The organism is Paraburkholderia atlantica, assembly GCF_000092885.1.
GTDB lineage: Bacteria > Pseudomonadota > Gammaproteobacteria > Burkholderiales > Burkholderiaceae > Paraburkholderia > Paraburkholderia atlantica.
In genome coordinates this window covers 1,868,542-1,888,401 of record NC_014118.1, presented here as the reverse complement: position 1 = coordinate 1,888,401, position 19,860 = coordinate 1,868,542, and the positions used below count along the sequence as shown (strand labels likewise).

Sequence of the window (19,860 nt, the reverse complement as noted above, 5' to 3'; positions counted from 1 at the left end):
ACATTTATACCATGACAAAACGCGCCGGCAATGCACATCGGATCGGCGGCTTTGGGGGGATTCGCTGCGTCGACCGGTGTTTTGGCGGCGGCCGGAGTACCCGTTCCGATCGGCGCGCAGACGATTCGTCGAGATCTAAGCGCTCAAAAGACAGGGATCGGAGTGGATTATTGTTCAATACGTATGCATGACGATTGATTACAATTTATTGGCGAAAATGCAGAGAGCACGGGTACGGACTGGTTTCGAAGCCTATGTGTTTGTTGTTCCCCGGAATGGAAATTCAACCTGATGCGAGTCATCCAGCGCTTAGCCACGACAATACTGCCTGGAGATGACCATGATTGAGATCGGCACTTTGAGTGTCGATTTCGACCAGCGCGAAATCAGACAGAACGGGCAGCCTGTACGGTTGGGCGCACGCGCGTTTGCGATTCTCGAAGAGTTGTACCGGGCCCGCGGCGCGGTCCTCTCCAAGGATGAAATCATGGACGCCGTCTGGCCAGGCGTCATCGTCGAGGAGAATCGCCTTCAGGTTCATATGGCTGCGCTGCGCAAGCTGCTGGGTGCCGATCGCGATCTGATCAAAACGGTACCCGGCCGCGGCTATGTGCTTGTTCGGCCGACCGAGGTTATTCCGGCCCGCGGCACGGACAGTCTTGCGGTCGCTGGGAAGGCGGCGCCAGCGCGCGGTGAATTTCCCATCGGGCGTGAAGGCGAGGTTGCACGAATAATCGAACAGGTCGGCTCGACGGCCGTCATCACCGTGGTGGGTGCGGGCGGTATTGGCAAGACCTGCCTCGCCCGCTGCGTGGCGAGTGAGATGGAAAGCCGATACGGACGTCATGTATGTTTCGTCGAGCTGTGGAAGGCATCATCGCGCGATACGGTGCTCGCGACGCTGGCCGAAGCGCTTGGCGTAATCATGGGCCCGGACGATACCTACGACGATGCCATCGCGACCGCCATCGCGGCGTCCAATTGCCTTGTCATCCTGGACAACGCGGAGCACGTAATCGATGTGGTCGCGAGCCTCGTCGATGCGCTGGTAGCGCGCAACCCAATGGCGCGTTTTGTGGTGACCAGTCGCGAGCCTCTGCATATCTGGGGTGAAACCGTGCTGCGCCTCGAGCCGCTTGCCGTCCCAGCGAGCGGAGAAATGACCGATGCGATACTCGGTTACTCGGCCGTCGTACTGTTTCTGCGTCGCGCGTTCAGCCTCGCACCCGAGTGCGCGCACGACGAGGCGAGCATTGCGCTCGTCGCCGAGATTTGCCGCCGGCTTGGCGGGCTGCCGCTCGCAATCGAACTCGCTGCAGCCCGGGTGGCGACGCTCGGCCTCGAAGGTGTCGCCTCTCGGCTCGATGACCGATTGAACCTGCTCACCGGCGGGTTGCGATCCGGTTTGCCGCGCCATCAGACCTTGCGGGCAACCTTCGATTGGAGCTACATGATGCTCGACAGCGCGTCGCAGGCGCTGTTTCGCAGAACCGGTTGCTTTTTCAGCACGTTCAGTTTCGAGGCGGTATGTGCAGTCGCGGCTGAACCTGATATGTCGGTTGCGGTGATCATCTCGAGCCTGTCGGAGCTGGCAGCCAAGTCTTTGCTGAACGTCGAGTTTCGAGGGGCCATCGCATTTTATCGGCTCACCGAAAGTACCCGCGCCTATGCGCTCGAGAAGCTGCGTGACGAAGGCGAGTCCCAGATCATTGCAGCGCGTCACGTGCGCTATATGCGCAGCTATATCGAAGGGAGCGGGCCGTTCGTTGCGGGCGGCGACGACGAGGGGCCTGGCGCGAGCCCACGATTTTCACTAGATGACGCACGCAGCGCATACGACTGGGCCTTTTCCGCGGAAGGCGACCCGGCGCTCGGCGTGGCGCTCGCTGGCGCACTTGTCGGCCGGTTGCTCGGGGCGTCGCACGTCAGAGAGTGCTGCGAGCGGGCGCGACGCGCGTTGACGGTACTGGATGGACTGCCTGCCGGCTCCGTCGATGCGGAGTGCGAGATGAAATTGTGCGCGGCCTACGCGGCGTCGTTGATCCACACCGACGAGGACGTCGCTCGGGCGCCATTGTTGTGGGAGCGTGTATTGCGGCTCGCACGCGCGACCGGCAATGACGAATTTGCCATCGATGCGCTTTGGGGCCTGTGGAATACCATGCTCACGACCGGCGACATCCACACCTCGATGCGCTACGCATTGCGCTATCAGCATGCGGTCTCGGGCGGTGACTCACGCTGGCGGCAGTCCCTCGCGGAGCAGATGATTGCAATTTCGTTGCACTACCTGGGCGAGCAGGAACAGGCCGGTGAGCGATTGGAGCAGGCAATCGAAGCTATCGCCGGACTGAGCCTGCCGATCTCGGCGGGAACATGGCTGACCATCGACCCGCTGATCTGGGCGACCGGCACCGCGGCACGGATCGCCTTGCTGCAGTGCAAGCCCGAGCGCGCGATGCGACTCGTTGAACGCTCGCTGGACCGGATTCGCGGCGATATGCTCGAGCCGTCGCTCAATCACGTACTCGCACTCATTGCCGTACCCGTCGCGCTCGAATCTGGAGAGCAACAGGCGGCGTCGAACTATCTGGCGTTGTTGCGCTCGCAAGCGGCAAGTCATCGACTCGATAACTGGCGAGATTATGCGGAGTATCTCGCCGTCAAGGCAGACGTGATGGCAGGGCGAGAAGACAACGTGCTCGAACGGTTGGAGCCCGTACTGCAGCGGCTCGTTTCTCGCGGATTCCAGCGGGTGGTCATGCCAATCTATGTGCTATATGCGGAAGCGCTGGGCCGGGTTGGGCGCATAGAAGAGGCGCGGGTGCGGCTGGATGAGGCGCTCGCATTTGCCAAGGCGAATGGCAATCGCTTTAACGTGCCTGAATTGTCGCGTGTTCGGGGCTGGCTCGAATTGCAGTGTGCAGCACTCGGCGAAGCTCCCGCAGCCGAAATCGCCCAACGCCAACAGAAAGGTGAACGCCTGCTCAGAGCTGCGATCGAGCAGGCGGATTCCGACGGCGCACCGCTTTGGGCAATGCGCGCCGAATATCAGCTTGCGGAACACCTGCTCGATCGGGGAGAAGTTGCCGCTGCCAGAAATCTGCTTAATGAACGGATCAAGCAGATCGACGTTGCATCGAAGGCGCCTGATTTTCAGCGTCTCGTGAGTCTGGCCGAACGTCTTCAGGGGTACGCGGCCTGATCGGCGCATCGCTCGTGACTCAGGCTCAGTCGCGGGCTGACCCGGTAGTTTGCTACTCAGCGAAATCGTGCAGCACGCACGTCGGCAAGATCAACGCCGACCTGCTCCCCTTCCTCCCGGACTGACGTCCACTCTTGCGCGCTCGCTTCAGGCGAGCTGAGCCGTTCATAACGCTTCAGGTTTTCCCAAGGACTTTAAGGCGCGCGATCCGTAATCTGCACGCGTTCGATGACCGCTGCGCGCGGCATCGCGTGTCCACACCCGTACCTCACTGGAGCAACCATGGCTTTTGAACTGCTGACCCCCGAGAACTGCGCGCTCGCGCTGATCGACCACCAGCCGCAGATGTTCTTCGGCACGCACTCGCACGAGCGCACCACCGTGCTGCACAACGTGCAGATCCTCGCGAAGGCCGCCAGGCTGTTCAAGGTGCCGACGGTCCTCACGACGATCGCCGCGGACTCGTTCAGCGGCCACCTGCTGCCCGAAGTGCAGCAGGTGTTCCCGCAGATCAAGCCGGTCGATCGCACCTCGATGAACTCGTGGGAAGACGCGGGTTTCCGCGCGGCGATCAAGGCCACGGGCCGCAAGAAGATCGTGATCGCCGGTCTGTGGACGGAAGTGTGCGTGGCATTCCCGACCGTTCAGATGCTCGCGGAAGGCTTTGAGATCTACGTGCCGACCGACGCGTGCGGCGACATCACCGAAGAAGCGCACGAGCGCGCGATTCAACGCGTGATCCAGGCCGGCGCGGTGCCGATGACCTCGCTGCAGTTCATGTGTGAACTGCAACGCGACTGGGCCCGCGGCGAGACCTACGAAGGCTGCATGGACATCTTCAAGGCGCACAGCGCGTACGGCATCGGCGTGCGTTACGCGAAGCAGATCCTCGGCGAACACGCGAGCGAAGCGGCCTGACGTTGAATCTGGGCCGCAGGTGCGCAAATCGCGCGCTAGCCCGCATCTCACACTCTTTGCGCCGTCGTCAGGCGCAAAGGGCAAATCGAATAGAGCACATAGGAGGGCGTCGATGAGCGCACCCAATCAACCTGTCCGCATCGCCGACCTGGTGATCTACAACGGCAAGATTGCGACCCAGGACGAGCGTCGTTCGTTCGTCACGGCGCTGGCCGTCGCTGACGGCAAAATCGTAGCGACCGGCAGTGAGCGCGACGTCATGCAATGGACGCGTGACGATGCGCGCCGTATCGATCTGAACGGCCGCACCGTGATTCCCGGTCTGAACGACTCGCATCTGCACGTGATCCGCGGCGGCCTGAACTTCAACATGGAATTGCGCTGGGACGGGGTTCCGTCGCTTGCCGACGCGCTCGAGATGTTGCGCGCGCAAGTCGCGCGCACGCCGGCGCCGCAATGGGTGCGCGTGGTCGGCGGCTGGAACGAATTTCAGTTCGCGGAAAAGCGCGGGCCCACGCTCGATGAAATCAACGCGATCGCACCTGACACGCCGGTTTTCATTTTGCATCTGTATGACAGCGCGCTGCTCAACGCGGCGGCGTTGCGTGCGGTCGGCTACACGCGTGACACGCCGAATCCTCCCGGCGGCGAGATCCAGCGCGACCGGCGCGGCAATCCCACCGGCATGCTGATCGCGCGCCCGAATGCGGGCTTGCTCTACGCGACGCTCGCGAAGGGGCCGAAGCTGCCTTTCGACGATCAGATGAATTCGTCGCGCCAGTTCATGCGCGAACTGAACCGCCTCGGCGTGACGAGCGCGATCGACGCGGGCGGCGGCTATCAGGCCTATCCCGACGACTACGCGGTGATCATGGAACTCGCGAAGCGCGATCAGCTCACCGTGCGCATCGCCTACAACCTTTTCACTCAGAACGCGAAGCGCGAGATCGAGGACTTCGCGAAGTGGGTGAAAGCCACCCGTCCCGGCGACGGTGACGACTTCCTGAAGGTCAACGGCGCGGGCGAAATGCTGGTGTTCTCGGCGGCGGACTTCGAAGACTTTCTCGAGCCGCGTCCCGACCTGCCGGAAGGCATGGAGAAGGAACTCGAAGACGTCGTGCGCCTGCTGGTGCGCAACCGCTGGCCGTGGCGTCTGCACGCGACCTACGACGAGTCGATCGAGCGCTTCCTGAACGTGTTCGAGCGCGTGAACGCCGACACGCCGTTCGACGGCCTGCGCTGGTTCTTCGACCACTGTGAGACGATTTCGGAGCGCAACATCGAGCGCATCGCGGCGCTCGGAGGCGGCATCGCGATCCAGCATCGGATGGCGTATCAGGGCGAATACTTCATCGCGCGTTACGGTGCCGAGGCCGCGGCGCGCACGCCGCCCGTGCGCAAGATGCTCGAAGCCGGGTTGCCTGTCGGCGCGGGCACCGACGCCACCCGGGTGGCGAGCTTCAACCCCTTTGTGTCGCTGTACTGGCTCGTGTCCGGGCGCACCGTGGGCGGCACGCCGATGTACGCGCAGCGTGACCGTCTCGAACGCATGGAAGCGTTGCGCCGCTACACGGTGGGCAGCGCGTGGTTCTCCAGCGACGAAACGAAGAAGGGCGCGCTGGTGCCCGGCCAGTACGCCGACTTTGCGGTCCTGAGCGACGACTTCTTCACGATCGACGAAGAGTCGATCAAACATCTCGAGTCGGTGCTGACGGTCGTGAACGGCCGCGTCGTGTATGCCGACGCGGAATTCGACTCGCTGAACCCGCCGGCGCTGCCGGTGAGCCCCGTGTGGTCGCCGGTCGCAGAGTTCGGTGGCTATGCGCGCTACAAGCCCGTCGTGACGAACGCCGTTCTCGCGCAGTCGTGCAACGACGCCTGCGTGAACCTTTGCGGCGTGCACAACCATGCGCACGGTTGGGCATGGCGCAGCAATGTGCCCGCCAGCGACGCCAACACATTCTGGGGCGCGCTCGGCTGTAGCTGCTTCGCGTTCTGAGCGGGCAGCGCGCGACACCTCATATCGACGCAAAGGAAATGGACATGCGACCAGGCTCATTCGGAGCGGACGCAGATATCGTGGGCATCCGCATTCCGCGCACATCGGTCGCGATCGCCGCTGCCGAGAGCGCTCATGCAGCGTTGCCGGCCGTATTGCTCGGCCATGCGCACCGTGTGTTCGTCTTCGCGGCGCTGAACGCCCGCCGAGGCGGCATCGTGTGCGATATGGACTCGCTCTACGTGAGCTCGATGTACGCGAACATGGGACTGAGTGCGGCGTATGCCCATTCTAGCGCGCGTTATGAATTGGACGGCGCCGATGCGGCGCGTGGGCTTCTGCGTTATTACGGTGCGAGCGTTCAGGCGCAGGACGATGCGTGGAACGCCATCGCGTTGCACACATCGCCGGGCATCCCGGAGCGCGTGTCGCCACTCGCGAAAGTGCTGGCAGCCGCAGTGTGTACGGATCTCGTCGCAGCGCATTTCGAAACCCATACGGATGGAGAGCGCGCGGGGGTGCTGGCCGCTTATCCGCGCGGCAAGCACTTCAGGCACGAGATCATCGGTGCGATCGGGCGTGGCGTTGCTCACCGTCCGGAGACGACCTTCGGTACGCGGAGCGCAGACATTCTCGATCGCCTCGATCCGGAATATTGCAGGGGAAATTACTGCGGGCAGATTCTCGGCTCACGGTGGCAGGACTAGCAGACACTGCGCGGCCGTCTAAAAACTAATCAACCAAAGCAGGAAGATTCATGTCGAACAAAGGCAAGTGTCCGTTCAATCACTCCGCCGGCGGTGGTACGACCAACCGTGACTGGTGGCCCAAGCAGCTTCGGCTCGACCTACTGAGCCAGCATTCGCACAAATCCAATCCTCTCGACCCCGGCTTCAACTACGCCGAAGCATTCAAGACGCTCGATCTCGCGGCGCTCAAGAAGGACCTCGCCGCGCTGATGACCGACTCGCAGGACTGGTGGCCGGCTGACTTTGGTCACTACGGACCGCTGTTCGTCCGCATGGCATGGCATAGCGCGGGCACGTATCGCACGAACGACGGTCGCGGCGGTGGCGGCCGCGGACAGCAACGCTTCGCGCCGCTGAACAGCTGGCCCGACAACGTAAGCCTCGACAAGGCCCGGCGCCTCCTTTGGCCAGTCAAGCAGAAGTACGGCCAGAAAATTTCGTGGGCCGATCTGCTGATCCTTACCGGTAACGTCGCGCTGGAGACCATGGGCTTCAAGACCTTCGGTTTCGCCGGCGGCCGCGAGGACACGTGGGAACCCGATCAGGACGTGTACTGGGGCAACGAAAAGACGTGGCTGAATGGCGACGTGCGCTATGGCAAGGGCGCGCTGGCCAATGACGCTGAAGGCGTGGTCGTGGCCGCCACGGCGTCGCGCGACCAGGAAACGAGCCGTACCGACAACGACCGCGATCTCGAGAATCCGCTCGCCGCGGTGCAGATGGGTCTCATCTACGTGAACCCGGAAGGTCCGGATGGCAACCCCGATCCTGTCGCAGCCGCGCGCGACATTCGGGAAACCTTCGCCCGAATGGCCATGAACGACGAGGAAACCGTCGCGTTGATCGCGGGTGGCCATACGTTCGGTAAGACGCACGGCGCGGGCCCTGCCGGCAACGTCGGGCCCGAGCCCGAAGCCGCCGGTCTGGAGAACATGGGGCTCGGCTGGAACAGCAGCTTCGGAACCGGCGCGGGCGCGGACGCGATCTCGAGCGGCCTCGAAGTCACCTGGACCAGCACGCCGACCCAATGGGGCACAGGCTTCTTCCACAACCTTTTCGCTTACGAATGGGAACTGACGAAGAGTCCGGCTGGCGCGCACCAATGGACTGCAAAAAACGCGGCGGAAACCATTCCTCACGCGCACGACGCCACGAAGAAGCTCAAGCCGACGATGCTGACGACCGATCTGTCGCTTCGCTTCGACCCGGCCTACGAGAAGATCTCCCGGCGCTTCATGGAGCATCCCGATGAGTTTGCCGATGCATTCGCGCGTGCCTGGTTCAAGCTGACGCACCGCGATATGGGGCCGCGCGCCCGCTACCTCGGTCCCGAAGTGCCTGCCGAGGAGCTGATCTGGCAAGACCCGATTCCGGCCGTCGATCACCCGCTCGTGACAGAACAGGACGTCGTCTCGCTGAAGCAAAGGATTCTCGACTCGGGGCTGTCGATCGCTGAACTCGTGCAGACTGCGTGGGCTTCGGCATCGACGTTCCGTGGTTCGGACAAGCGCGGTGGTGCGAACGGTGCCCGCATCCGCCTCGCTCCGCAAAAGGAGTGGGCGGTGAACGAGCCCGCGAAACTCGCGAAGGTGCTCGATACGCTCGAAGGCATTCAGGCCGAATTCAATCGTTCACAGTCGAACGGAAAGAAGATTTCGCTCGCTGACCTGATCGTGCTCGCGGGCGGTGCCGGCATCGAGGAGGCCGCGAAAAAAGCGGGTCACGAAGTCACGGTGCCGTTTTCGGCGGGTCGCATGGACGCGTCGCAGGAGCAGACCGACGTCGAATCCGTCGGTATGCTCGAACCGCTCGCCGATGGTTTCCGCAACTTCGTGAAAGGCAGCTATCGTGTGCCGGCCGAGGTACTGCTCGTCGATAAGGCGCAACAGCTCACGCTTACGGCACCCGAAATGACGGTACTGGTGGGTGGCCTGCGCGTGCTGGGCGTACAGGCAGGCGATGAACCACGCGGCGTTCTCACCGATCGCCCGGGCGCGCTGACGAACGATTTTTTCCGCAACCTGCTCGACATGGGCACGCAGTGGAAGCCGCTGACGGTTGCCGGCGACGTGTTCGAGGGGAGTGAACGCAAGACCGGCAAGCTGAAATGGATCGGCACGCGCGTGGACCTGGTGTTCGGCGCGAACTCCGTTCTGCGCGCGCTGAGTGAAGTCTACGCGAGCGAGGATGGCCAGCAGAAGTTCGTGCGCGACTTCGTCGCTGCCTGGGTCAAGGTGATGAATCTGGATCGGTTCGATCTCGTTTGACGATGGAGCGCTGTCGGACCCTCACAGCCGGAAAGGAACCATTGGCGGGGGCGGATACACCCGCATCCACGATCTCGGTCAACGGTTGCCAGATATCGAGGAATCGCGAGACGACACGCACGCCCGCATTCGTGGCGAGCGTCGCATATCGCGCATCGCCGCGCTGGTTTGTCGCAATCGTGTCGACGAACGCGGGCACGTCGGGGATTGCGGCGTTGTCGATATAACCGGGGTCGGCTGAGGGCGCCGGGATCGAGGCCGTCGCGGTTGCCGTCGTGTTGCGCCCTTTTTTTGCAGGCAAGGGGACATGCATTGCAGACGTCTGAGCGCGGACAGAGAGAAAGCCAACCCCTAAAGCCAACCCTTTACCGTCGCCACTCGCCAGACGACAAACACGACGAGGCCCACCGACGCGGCGGTCAACAGAATGAAGTCAAGCGAGCGCACTAGCATTTTCATATCAAAGTTGGATCGGACGTGCGACGTCCGCGTGTGACTAGGGAGTAAGGACCGACGGGGCGCCCGGCAATCAGCGTGTGTATGAAGTTACGCCCTGCAAGCTTAAAAGCCGCTTATCCCGTGTTCGAAGTCGGTTCCCTCGACGACCCGGGTTCGCCCCGGTCGCGCCGGCACTGCGGACTGACGCGCCGCAATGGCGAGTTCCGCACCGGCCGGCAAACCGTGCCATCATGGCGAGCATTCAGCAGATGTTTGCGAGCGGACGGAAGCCGCGTTTGTTGCAAGCGCTTCATCAGTGCCGCACGCTCCGACGCGCAGCACTGGCCAGCCGAAGCGGGACGCCCAGCCGGCGGCATCCGGCCATGTCATACAGCCGTGCTGCTCCGTCTACCAGCCGGACGAGGAGGTCATCATGCTCGCAGTTCACAAGGCGGTGTTTCCGGTGGCGGGAATCGACACGCGCTTTCTGCCGGCCACGAAGGCGAGTCCGAAGGAGATGCTGCCGGTCATCGACAAACCGCTGATTCAATACGCGGTCGAAGAAGCTGTTGCCGCGGGTATCACCGAGCTGATCTTCATCACGGGTCGCGGTAAACGCGTGATCGAAGATCATTTCGACAAATCCTACGAAGTCGAACACGTGCTGCGGGCGCGCGGGCTGCAGAGCCTCGCCGAACTCGTGCAAAGCATCAAACCGCCCAACGTCAACTGCATCTATGTTCGGCAAGCCGAGCCGCTCGGACTCGGGCACGCAGTGTTGTGCGCGCAAAAGCTGATCGGCGACGACCCGTTCGCGGTCGTTCTCGCCGACGATCTGCTCGAGGGCGAGCCGCCCGTTCTCGAGCAGATGGTGCACATCTTCAGTCATTACGATTCGTCGGTGATCGGGGTCGAGGAATTCGAAGCGGACGGCGCTTGCTCGCATGGTGTGGTCGGTGGACGACATTGGGACGAGCGCGTGATCAACGTGTCGAGCATCGTCGAAAAGCCCGCGCCGGAAAAAGCGCCTTCATGCTTCGGTGTCGCGGGGCGCTATGTGTTGATGCCAGCGGTGTTCGATCATTTGCGCGCGCTGCAGCCAGGCCCGCACGGCGAAATTCAACTGACACCCGCCATTCATTCGATGCTCGAGGAGGAGCAAGTGCTTGCGTATGAATTCATCGGCAAACGCTATGACTGCGGGACCAAACTCGGTTACCTGCAGGCGACCGTCGACTTCGCCCTGCGGCATAACGAAGTACACGATGCATTCGGTGCCTGGTTGCGCAAGCGCGTACACGGCGAGGCGGCCGCGCCGGGCACCGCGCGTTAGCGCCGCGAATTGGACGATGGAACGGTCTGGTCAAACCAGCGCCCGGTAAATCGCACCCACGCCGGCGCATCGAATGTCCATGATTTACCGATAAACGTCATTCCTGGCAGCCGTCCCGGGGAGTGGCCAACCGGGCTGGTTCCGATGGGTGTCACTATGGGCTTGCGCGTAACGCGCTATATTTGAATTCTCACTGCGCGATGCGGCGATGCGCTACTTGCCGCGCGAGTATGCGCCGCGAAAGCTTCATCTATCGTTGTGAGCCTTGGTGATTTTCCAATCCCCGAGATTAACCGGGCTCGTGTTGGACCGTTGCAGACAGGCCTCGCTCGGGTCTTCCGCTTAACCACGACTTCACAGGACGGCAATATGTCACTTCGTATCAATGACACCGCGCCCAACTTCACCGCGCGGACCACGCAGGGCACCATCGATTTCCACGACTGGATCGGCGACCAATGGGCGGTCCTGTTCTCTCATCCGAAAGACTTCACGCCGGTTTGCACGACTGAACTGGGCTACATGGCGAAGATCGAGCCGGAGTTCACAAAGCGCAACGCGAAGCTGATCGGGCTGTCGGTCGATCCGGTCGAAGACCATGAAAAATGGGCCAAGGACATCGAGGAAACGCAGGGCGCCGCCGTCAAGTACCCGATGATCGGCGACACTGATCTCTCGATCGCCAAGCTGTACAACATGCTGCCGGCTGACGCGGGCGATACCAGCGAGGGCCGCACCGCCGCGACCAACGCGACCGTGCGCTCGGTTTTCATCATCGGTCCCGACAAGAAGATCAAGCTGACGCTGACCTACCCGATGAGCACCGGGCGCAACTTCGACGAAATCCTGCGCGTGCTCGATTCGATCCAACTGACCGCCAAACATAGGGTTGCGACGCCGGTCAACTGGAAGCAGGGCGAAGACGTGATCATCACGTCCGCGGTCAGCAACGAAGAGGCGCAGCAGCTGTTCCCTGGTTTCAAGACCATCAAACCGTATCTGCGCACCACCAGGCAACCGGGCTGATCGGTGTGGCGCGGCGGCCGTTCGCGGCCGCCGCGCCGATCTTCATAAGAGATACAGATGATTTTTCGCCAGTTGTTCGATCCTGTTTCGTCGACCTACACGTACCTGCTCGGCGACAGCGGCGAGGCGGTGCTGATCGACCCCGTCTACGAGCAGGTGCCGCGCGATCAGGCACTGCTGCGCGAACTGGGCCTATGGCTGCTCACTACGCTCGATACCCACGTGCATGCCGATCACGTAACCGGCGCATGGCGCATGCGTTTGCGTTGCGGCAGCGAGATCGCGCTTGCCGCGGTCGTCGAGGCGAAAGGCGTGACGCGGCCGCTCGCGCATGGCGATCGGATCGACTTCGGCACGCGTCATCTGACCGTGCGCGCGACGCCTGGCCATACGAATGGCTGCCTGACCTATGTGCTCGACGATCAGAGCATGGCCTTTACCGGCGACAGCCTGCTGATTCGCGGCTGTGGCCGCACCGATTTCCAGCAGGGTAGTCCGCAGCAGTTGTTCGCGTCCGTGCGCGAGCAGATCCTGTCGCTGCCGGACGGCTGCCTCCTGTATCCCGCGCACGATTATCGCGGCATCACGGTGACGAGCGTGACCGAGGAGCGGCGCTTCAATCCGCGTCTGGGCGGCGACGTCGACGTCGGCGATTTTGCCGGGTACATGAACAACCTGAATTTGCCGCATCCGAAGCAGATGGCAATCGCGGTGCCCGCAAACATGCGTTGCGGGCAGCCGGAAGGCGGCGCCGAACTCGCGACCGAAACGCCGGATTGGGCACCGTTGACGCTGCGCTTTAGCGGCGTGTGGGAAATCGAGCCGATGGCGCTGCTCGAGCATGGCGCTAAGTTTCAGATCGTCGATGTACGCGAGGCGCCCGAGTTCATCGATCGCTTGGGTCATCTGCCGGACGCGAAGCTGGTGCCGCTGTCGCAATTGACAGGGCGGCTCGAAGAACTGGATCGCGAGCGGCCGGTAGTCACGGTGTGCCGGTCCGGCGTGCGCTCGGCGCAGGCGAGCGTGTTGCTGACGAAGGCGGGGTTCGGCAAGGTGGCGAATCTTGCCGGGGGCATGCTGCGGTGGCGGACAGAGGGGTTGCCGGTTGCGTCGGACAGCGTTTGACAGGAAGCCGACGCGACCGAACCCCGCAAACTCAGCCTCGACCCTGAGGGCGCACAGCGACACCACCCTTCGAATAACCGGCGCTCCGTTGCGCCGACCGCGTAACCAGCCAGATCCCCCCACATACCAGCACCAGCGCGACGAGATTCTTCAATTCCATGATGTTCTCGTTCAGACAAATCGCGGACAGCACGGTGCCGAACACCGGCACCAGGAAATTGAAAACGGTAACTTTGCCGACCTGGTTATATTTGAGCAGAAGACTCCATAACGTGAAGGCCGCCGCGGACAGCAACGCCAGATAGGCCAGCAATGCCGTCGATCCCAGTGTGAACGCGTGCAACGAACCACCGGTCGCGTACCCCGCCGCGAGCAGAACGACGCCGCCAAACCCTAGCTGATAACCCGTCATGACCATGACGTCCATGCTCTGCGAAATACGCTTTCCGTAAATCGATGCGGCGGACAGCACGAATGCGGCAATCACGATAAAACCTTCGCCGAGCAAGGTGAACGCAAATTCAAACAGCCCGTCGCCGAAATTGACGACCATTACGCCGACGAATCCCAGCAGGCATCCAAGCGCTTTGCGTGGCGAGACCTTATCGTTCTTGTAGATGAAATGGGCAAGCAGCACGCTGAAGAAGGTCGTCGTCGAGTTCAGGATCGAACCGCGCACGCCGGTCGTGTAGGCGAGACCGATATAGAAGAAAACGTATTGAATGGCGGTTTGCGTGAAGCCCAATAGCATCAGCTGTCCGCTATTGCGTCGATTTAATTCGAAAACAGGCTTTTTAGAAAAGGCCGCGAGAATCAATAATAACAATCCGGCGAGCACGAACCGGTAGCCTGCGAAGATCAGCTTCGAGGGAATATCGTTTTGTGTGATTCCGAGCACCGCGTAGCCGATTTTAATTGCCGGGTATGAGCTGCCCCAAAGCAGGCAGCATAGCGTCGCCACGATGATCTGCACTTTCGGTTGGGTGAAAAACCGCGCGGAATCGCGCGATCCGGTTGTGGCTGAAGGCACGGACATATTTCAAGTGATGTTGTCTTTGTGCACTATGTGGGCAGGCCACAGCAGTGCTTTTTATTGCGGTATCGATTATTTGCTTTTCAGTAATACCGTATGAAGGCTTCGCGAAATTATACGCAAATGCAATTGTAATGTCAGGAACGAGCGACTGCGTCGCGTCTCGCCATGCGTCGCACGTCAACGCGAATGAGGGCCGCTAATACCCATCGGCCATCGCACGAAAGGCCACGGGCGACCGGACGTTACGCCGGCTGCTATGTCCGCATCACTGTGTCGGGCGATCTTCCGACCATACGCTGGCGAGTGGTGCGCACCTTCACACCTGCGGCGCAGGCACCCGTGGGTCCAGTCATTCTGCGCCGATCGCGCGATGCTCGCTTGCGCGGCTTCACGCAGTCCGCGCGCCGATTGTCGCTCCGCGTGCGAGTCGCTCGTCGTAGAGATAAACCGAACAGGTTCATCGGTGTTCGAGTAAGCGCGAAGCTTCCGAACAACGCGTCCGAACAATGCCTATTTCTTCTTCACGTCCCGCGCTCGCCTGCCACTCGTCGCCGTATCCGCGAACAGGTCGATTACGACCTCGCGCAGCCAGCGATTGCCTTCGTCCTGATGGACCCGTTCGTGCCACAACAAATGGATCGGCGCGGCGGGCAGCGTCATCGGCAGCGCGCGCAGGCTGAGCGAGAACGGCGTGGCCAACTCCAGAGCGAGGCGCTCGGGCACCGTGGCGATCAGGTCGGTACGTTGCAGGATGTAGCCCACGCTCATGAAGTGCGGCACTGTCAGTCGCACCTGACGCCGCACGCCGCGCCGTTTCAACCACTCGTCGACCTGACCGTGGCCGGTGCCGGCCGACACCACCACCAGATGCTCGGCTTCGCGCCACGCGGAAAGCGTGAGCGGCGCGTCCTCGAGTGGGTGACCGCGTCTGAACAGACAGACATAGCGCTGATCGAACAGACGCCGCTGATAGAAGCCACCCTTCAACTGCGGCAACAGTCCGATCGCCAGATCGACGCGGCCATCGGCCATCTCGTTGCTCAGATTGACGCTCGTATTGCGGACCGTATTCATCGCGACGCCGGGCGCGACGCGCGACAATCGTTCCAGCAATGCGGGCAAAAACACGACTTCGCCGATGTCGGTCATACCGATCGTCATCGTTCGCATTGCGCGCAGCGGATCGAAGCCCGTCACCGGATTGAGCGCGGCGTGCAAGGTGGCCAGCGCCTGCGAGACCGGTTCCGCGAGACGCAGCGCGAACGGGGTAGGCACCACACCGCCCGGCGCACGCACGAACAGCGGATCACCCAGCAGGCGGCGCAGCTTCGCGAGCGCGTTGCTGACGCCCGGCTGGCTCATGTTCATCTGCTCGGCGACGCTCGCCACGCGGCGCTCCTGCATCAGCCGCTGGAATAGCAGCAGCAGGTTGAGGTCGATATCGCTCAGTTCCATGACTTCGGCATGACGTAAGGCTCATTCATTCTGGTGATGAAGAAGATTCATTTCATCTTATTGAGCAATGAAGGTCTAGTGCTGAAAATACCGACACGGCATCCGCATGCGACGCGCCGAGCGCGCGTCCAGAGCGACCGAATCGATAAACCCGCATATCGGAGACACAATCATGACCCGGACGGATCTGAGCATCGCGATCGTCGGCGCCGGCGTCGGCGGCCTTACGCTGGCGCTCGCGCTACGCGAGCATGGCATCGATGCGCAACTTTACGAACAGACCGACGAGTTGCGCGAAGTGGGCGCGGCCGTTGCGCTGTCGGCCAACGCGACGCGCTTTTACGAGCGCATGGGACTACGCTCCGCGTTCGACGACGTATGCGCCGAAGTGCCCGGGCTCATCTATCGTGACGGCCGCAGCGGCAGCGTGATTGGTCATCATCGCGGCCTGCCCAGCTATCGCGAGCAGTTCGGCGGCTCGTATTGGGGCGTTCATCGCGCCGATCTGCAGGCGGTGCTGTCGAAGGCGGTCGGTCTCGAGCACATCAAGCTCAGCCATCGGCTGGTCGATCTCGTGCAGCATGCCGATCGCGTTAGCCTCGCGTTCGACAACGGTCGGCGCATCGATGCCGATCTGGTGATCGGCGCTGACGGCGCACGCTCGATCACGCGACGCTGGATGCTCGGCTACGACGACGTGCTGTATTCCGGTTGCTCGGGCTTTCGTGGCATCGTGCCGGCCGAGCGCATGGACCTGTTGCCCGATCCGGAGACGATCCAGTTCTGGGTCGGGCCCGGCGGCCATCTGCTGCATTATCCGATCGGCGACAAGGGCGATCAGAATTTCCTGCTGGTCGAGCGTCATCCATCGCCGTGGCCGTCGCGCGACTGGGTCATGCCGTCGACCGAAGGCGAGCAACTGCGCCTGTTCAAGGACTGGCATCCAGCCGTCGTGCAGATGATCACGGCGGTGCCGATCAGTCAGCGCTGGGGCCTGTTTCATCGTCCGCCGCTCGGCCGCTGGAGCAAGGGTCGCGTGACGCTGATCGGCGATGCCGCGCATGCGCTCGTGCCGCATCACGGCCAGGGCGCAAATCAGTCGATCGAAGATGCCGTGGTGCTGGCCGCGCAACTGGCCAAAGCGGGCCCAGGCAATTGGCGGGAAGCGCAGGAAGCCTACGAGCGTCTGCGCCGGGGCCGCACGCGCAAGGTGCAGTACGCGTCGATCAGCACTGCGGACGTGCTGCATCTGCCGGACGGCCCCGCCGCGCAGGAACGCAACGCGCGGCTCGGGGTGCGCGATAGCATGCTGCATCACCTCGACTGGATTCACGACTTCGATGCGCTCGCGCAAGAGCCGAGTGAGCGGCAAGGGGGTACGTGGCTTTGAGTCTGTCCTTTAGGCTGCGGTAGCGACGCGGTTGGCCGCGTGTGACGGACATACGCCCGGCATCGAGTATCAGGCAACGCGCGACCTATCGGCTCCGCGGCTTTTGGATGCGAGCCGTAAATCCGGAGTTCACGCGTTGCCTCGAAACCCGGCGTAATTCCCAATAGAGAATAGCGACAGCATTGAACCGCGTAGATCGGTCGTATTAGCTCGCCTTTGCTATTCGAGAAACTGGGCGCCGGTCGCAATTACACCTATGCCGCTGCGACTGGAGCGTTTGTTCTGCACCGGTTCGCACTTGACGGTCATTTTTGCCAGCCGTCAATGGCTAGGAGCGGCTGGCGACACCACGCTCGGGGTCGCTAGCGTGTTATTGCTCTTGGGCGCGGGGGTGTCGGACGTCGAGCCGGTGTTGTTGCTCGGCAGGCCGGAGTTTGGCGCCTTGGCGCCCATGCCGCTGTCCGAGTTGGTGTTGCCCGGCATGCCGTAGCCGCCCGACGGTGTGCCGTTCATCTGATTCGACGGACTAGCCGTGCTGCCCGCGGTGCCGGTCGAACCGCCGCCGCTCTGACCTCCGGCCATCTGCGCAAAAGCGCCGCCCGAAAGCGAGAGTGCGGCGACGGCCGCGACTAGTGTGATGGTTGCCTTGTTCATGATCCGCCCCTCCTTGATTGGACTGGAAGATAGACGCAGACAGTTGTCGCCCGCGCTATAGGAATGTCGCAATCAGCGTGCCGCGTGCTTTCTGCCGCGAAATAAGCCCCTCCGCCGGAATAAACCCTATGCGGTTGTCGTTCATTGACTGTTAGGTCCTTTTGGGCAGAACAAGGAGTGCGGTCATGAAGTCTCTACTCGCTATATTCAGCGTCGTTGCATGCGTCGCGGCCGTCGCGACTCTGGTCTCATGCGGCGGCGGGGGCGGCGGTAGCTCGAATTCGAGCAGCACGAGCCCGCCCGTGCAGTCGTCGTTCGCAGCGACGGCGCTCGTATCCGATGGCGCGGTGCCGGCCGCACACACCGACGCAAATCTGAAAAACCCTTGGGGCGTCGCCTTCAATCCCAAAGGTTTCGCCTGGGTCGCGGACAACGGCACCAATGTCGCGACGCTCTATGACGGCAATGGCGTGCCGCAATCGCTGGTCGTCACGATACCCGATGGCAAGAACGGCTCGGCATCGCCGACGGGCATCGTCTTCAACGGAACGCAGAGCTTCCTCGTCACGGAAAACGGCAAGTCGGGAGTCGCTGCTTTCATCTTCACGGGCGAAGGCGGCACCATCACCGCATGGGCCCCCGCCGTCGGGCCGACCAATGCGTTCGTCATGTACGACGATGGTGCCGGTGGCGCCGTCTATAAGGGCCTCGCGCTCGCGGCAATGAACAACGGCAACTTCCTCTACGCGACGGACTTCCATAACAACAAGATCGACGTCTTCGATACCACGTTCACGAAGGTGTCGATGCCAGGCGCCTTCACGGACCCGGCGATGCCAGCCGGCTTCGCGCCGTTCGGCATTCAGGCGATCGGCTCGAATCTGTTCGTCACCTACGCGATGCAAGACGCGGACAAACACGACGATGTCGCGGGCGCGGGGCTCGGCATGGTCGATGTGTACGATACCGCGGGCAACCTGAAGCAACGCTTTGCGACAGGCGGTCCGTTGAACGCGCCGTGGGGCATTGCGCAGGCGCCCGCGAGTTTCGGCTCGATGAGCGGCGCAATCATAATCGGCAATTTCGGCGATGGCATGATCAATGCGTTCAACGCATCGAGCGGTCAGTCGATGGGACCGATCAGCGGACCGAACAACAGCCCGATCGTGGAGCACGGCGTATGGGGCATCGCGTTCGGCAACGACCTCAGCAATCAGCCTTCCAGCACGCTCTTCTTCGCCGCGGGTCCGAATGACGAAGCCGATGGCGTCTACGGAAGAATCGATCTGAATACAACAACGTCGAGTTCGGGCACGGGCACGGGCACAAGCGCGGGCGGAGGGGTGAGCGTTGGAATGTAGCGCCAAACGCGCAGAAGACTAGCGCCGCTCTTGATGCGAGAGCGGCGGTATTCCTTATCCTCGACCCGCGAGAGCGGGATCAATCTCGTTGCGTGTCAGGCCTAATGCCGCCACGCACGCACGATGGTCCGGCGAGCCCAGATATGAACGAAGCGCCAGGTTTACCGCCTGAATCAGATCGCTGTTACTTCTATTGAACGAGAATGCTCCGAGCGGCGGTTTCTGCTGCGGGCCCTTCGTTCCCCGTTCGTGCTCGACGGCCTCGAGCATCGAACCTCCGGTCCGGCTCGCCACTATCCGATTTCCCAAGGCCGTGCTCGCATATGCATCGATGGCGCCACAGAGAACTGCTTGGATAGCGTCGGCCTGATGCTCGAAGACGGTGATCTGATCCTCGCTTACGCCAGATGCTCTCGCTGAGTCGTGCTGAACCTGTCCGGCCATGATGCCGAGGCGCGCATCGGCGCGTTTGGCGAGTGACGCGTAGCTGTCGAGCGCTTTCGGGTTTCCAGTCCGAACCAGAAAGCCGTCGGCGATTCCCCATACCGGGACGCTGAACGCGACTCTATCGGCACGTTCGCGCGTGACGAACAGCGGAACGTTCATATCCCACCTGCCTGCTTCGACGCCGGGCAGGAGTTCACTAAACGATGTCAGATGATGTTCGATCCGGGTGACACCGATCGCCCGAAGCACCGTGTCGGCCAGAGCGATGTCAGCACCTGTGGCAGTACCATTTGTTTCCGTCCAACCGAACGGAGGCTCTTCGATGTACGCAATCGTGACCTTCATCGCTGGGTCTCCCATTTCTTGCTGTTACGTAATGGTCACAAACCTGTTACGCACTGCATCGCGCGAATCGGCAGTTTCTCAGCGAAAAGATTTTCGCGCTCGCCACAATATT

At 62.1% G+C, this 19,860-nt stretch carries 14 protein-coding genes and 1 pseudogene; 10 read left to right on the top strand and 5 right to left on the bottom strand.

Annotated features, from left to right (window positions below; translation table 11 throughout):
- The first annotated feature begins 340 nt into the window (after positions 1–340).
- From BC1002_RS24505 to katG, 5 genes are all read left to right on the top strand, one after another.
- Entirely contained in the window at positions 341–3,205 is a 2,865-nt protein-coding gene (locus tag BC1002_RS24505) for an ATP-binding protein (RefSeq protein ID WP_013092692.1), read from the top strand.
- Positions 3,206–3,487: 282 nt separating this feature from the next.
- Positions 3,488–4,123: a hydrolase gene (locus BC1002_RS24500; protein WP_013092691.1), complete on the top strand. Its 636-nt coding sequence runs from the start codon at positions 3,488–3,490 to the stop codon at positions 4,121–4,123.
- A gap of 112 nt (positions 4,124–4,235) precedes the next feature.
- Entirely contained in the window at positions 4,236–6,122 is a 1,887-nt protein-coding gene (locus tag BC1002_RS24495) for an amidohydrolase (RefSeq protein ID WP_013092690.1), read from the top strand.
- 44 nt (positions 6,123–6,166) lie between these two features.
- A complete protein-coding gene (locus tag BC1002_RS24490) occupies positions 6,167–6,829 on the top strand; it encodes an HD domain-containing protein (protein ID WP_013092689.1) in 663 nt (220 codons plus the stop codon).
- Between the two features lie 50 nt (positions 6,830–6,879).
- Positions 6,880–9,138, top strand: coding sequence for a catalase/peroxidase HPI (katG, locus tag BC1002_RS24485; protein ID WP_013092688.1), 2,259 nt, complete (start codon positions 6,880–6,882; stop codon positions 9,136–9,138).
- A 22-nt stretch (positions 9,139–9,160) separates the two neighbouring features.
- Here the strand turns inward: katG and BC1002_RS36655 are convergent.
- Positions 9,161–9,451, bottom strand: a pseudogene (locus BC1002_RS36655) (hypothetical protein); the annotation flags it as partial.
- Positions 9,452–10,009: 558 nt separating this feature from the next.
- Here BC1002_RS36655 and galU point away from each other — a divergent pair.
- The 3 genes from galU (at position 10,010) to BC1002_RS24470 (ending at position 13,060) form a co-directional block, all read left to right on the top strand.
- On the top strand, positions 10,010–10,909 hold the full coding sequence (gene galU, locus BC1002_RS24480) for a UTP--glucose-1-phosphate uridylyltransferase GalU (protein WP_013092686.1): 900 nt from the start codon (positions 10,010–10,012) through the stop codon (positions 10,907–10,909).
- 369 nt (positions 10,910–11,278) lie between these two features.
- Positions 11,279–11,935: a peroxiredoxin gene (locus BC1002_RS24475; RefSeq protein WP_013092685.1), complete on the top strand. Its 657-nt coding sequence runs from the start codon at positions 11,279–11,281 to the stop codon at positions 11,933–11,935.
- Positions 11,936–11,992: 57 nt separating this feature from the next.
- The gene (locus BC1002_RS24470) at positions 11,993–13,060 is read left to right on the top strand and encodes a rhodanese-like domain-containing protein (protein WP_013092684.1); all 1,068 of its coding nucleotides are present in this window, start codon (positions 11,993–11,995) and stop codon (positions 13,058–13,060) included.
- A gap of 31 nt (positions 13,061–13,091) precedes the next feature.
- On the opposite strand, the gene BC1002_RS24465 is transcribed toward BC1002_RS24470, so the two are convergent.
- Positions 13,092–14,096 carry a DMT family transporter gene (locus tag BC1002_RS24465; protein WP_013092683.1) on the bottom strand — a complete coding sequence of 335 codons (1,005 nt, stop codon included), beginning with the start codon at positions 14,094–14,096 and terminating at the stop codon, positions 13,092–13,094.
- 510 nt (positions 14,097–14,606) lie between these two features.
- A complete protein-coding gene (locus BC1002_RS24460) occupies positions 14,607–15,551 on the bottom strand; it encodes a LysR family transcriptional regulator (RefSeq protein ID WP_013092682.1) in 945 nt (314 codons plus the stop codon).
- A gap of 172 nt (positions 15,552–15,723) precedes the next feature.
- Here BC1002_RS24460 and BC1002_RS24455 point away from each other — a divergent pair, with 172 nt between their 5' ends.
- Entirely contained in the window at positions 15,724–16,941 is a 1,218-nt protein-coding gene (locus BC1002_RS24455) for an FAD-dependent monooxygenase (RefSeq protein ID WP_013092681.1), read from the top strand.
- A 321-nt stretch (positions 16,942–17,262) separates the two neighbouring features.
- Here the strand turns inward: BC1002_RS24455 and BC1002_RS24450 are convergent, their stop codons facing one another.
- Positions 17,263–17,595: a hypothetical protein gene (locus BC1002_RS24450; protein WP_013092680.1), complete on the bottom strand. Its 333-nt coding sequence runs from the start codon at positions 17,593–17,595 to the stop codon at positions 17,263–17,265.
- Between the two features lie 185 nt (positions 17,596–17,780).
- Between BC1002_RS24450 and BC1002_RS24445 the strand changes: the two genes are divergently transcribed.
- Positions 17,781–18,956: a TIGR03118 family protein gene (locus tag BC1002_RS24445; RefSeq protein WP_013092679.1), complete on the top strand. Its 1,176-nt coding sequence runs from the start codon at positions 17,781–17,783 to the stop codon at positions 18,954–18,956.
- Positions 18,957–19,010: 54 nt separating this feature from the next.
- On the opposite strand, the gene BC1002_RS24440 is transcribed toward BC1002_RS24445, so the two are convergent.
- Positions 19,011–19,748 carry a transporter substrate-binding domain-containing protein gene (locus tag BC1002_RS24440; RefSeq protein ID WP_013092678.1) on the bottom strand — a complete coding sequence of 246 codons (738 nt, stop codon included), beginning with the start codon at positions 19,746–19,748 and terminating at the stop codon, positions 19,011–19,013.
- Positions 19,749–19,860 lie beyond the last annotated feature (112 nt).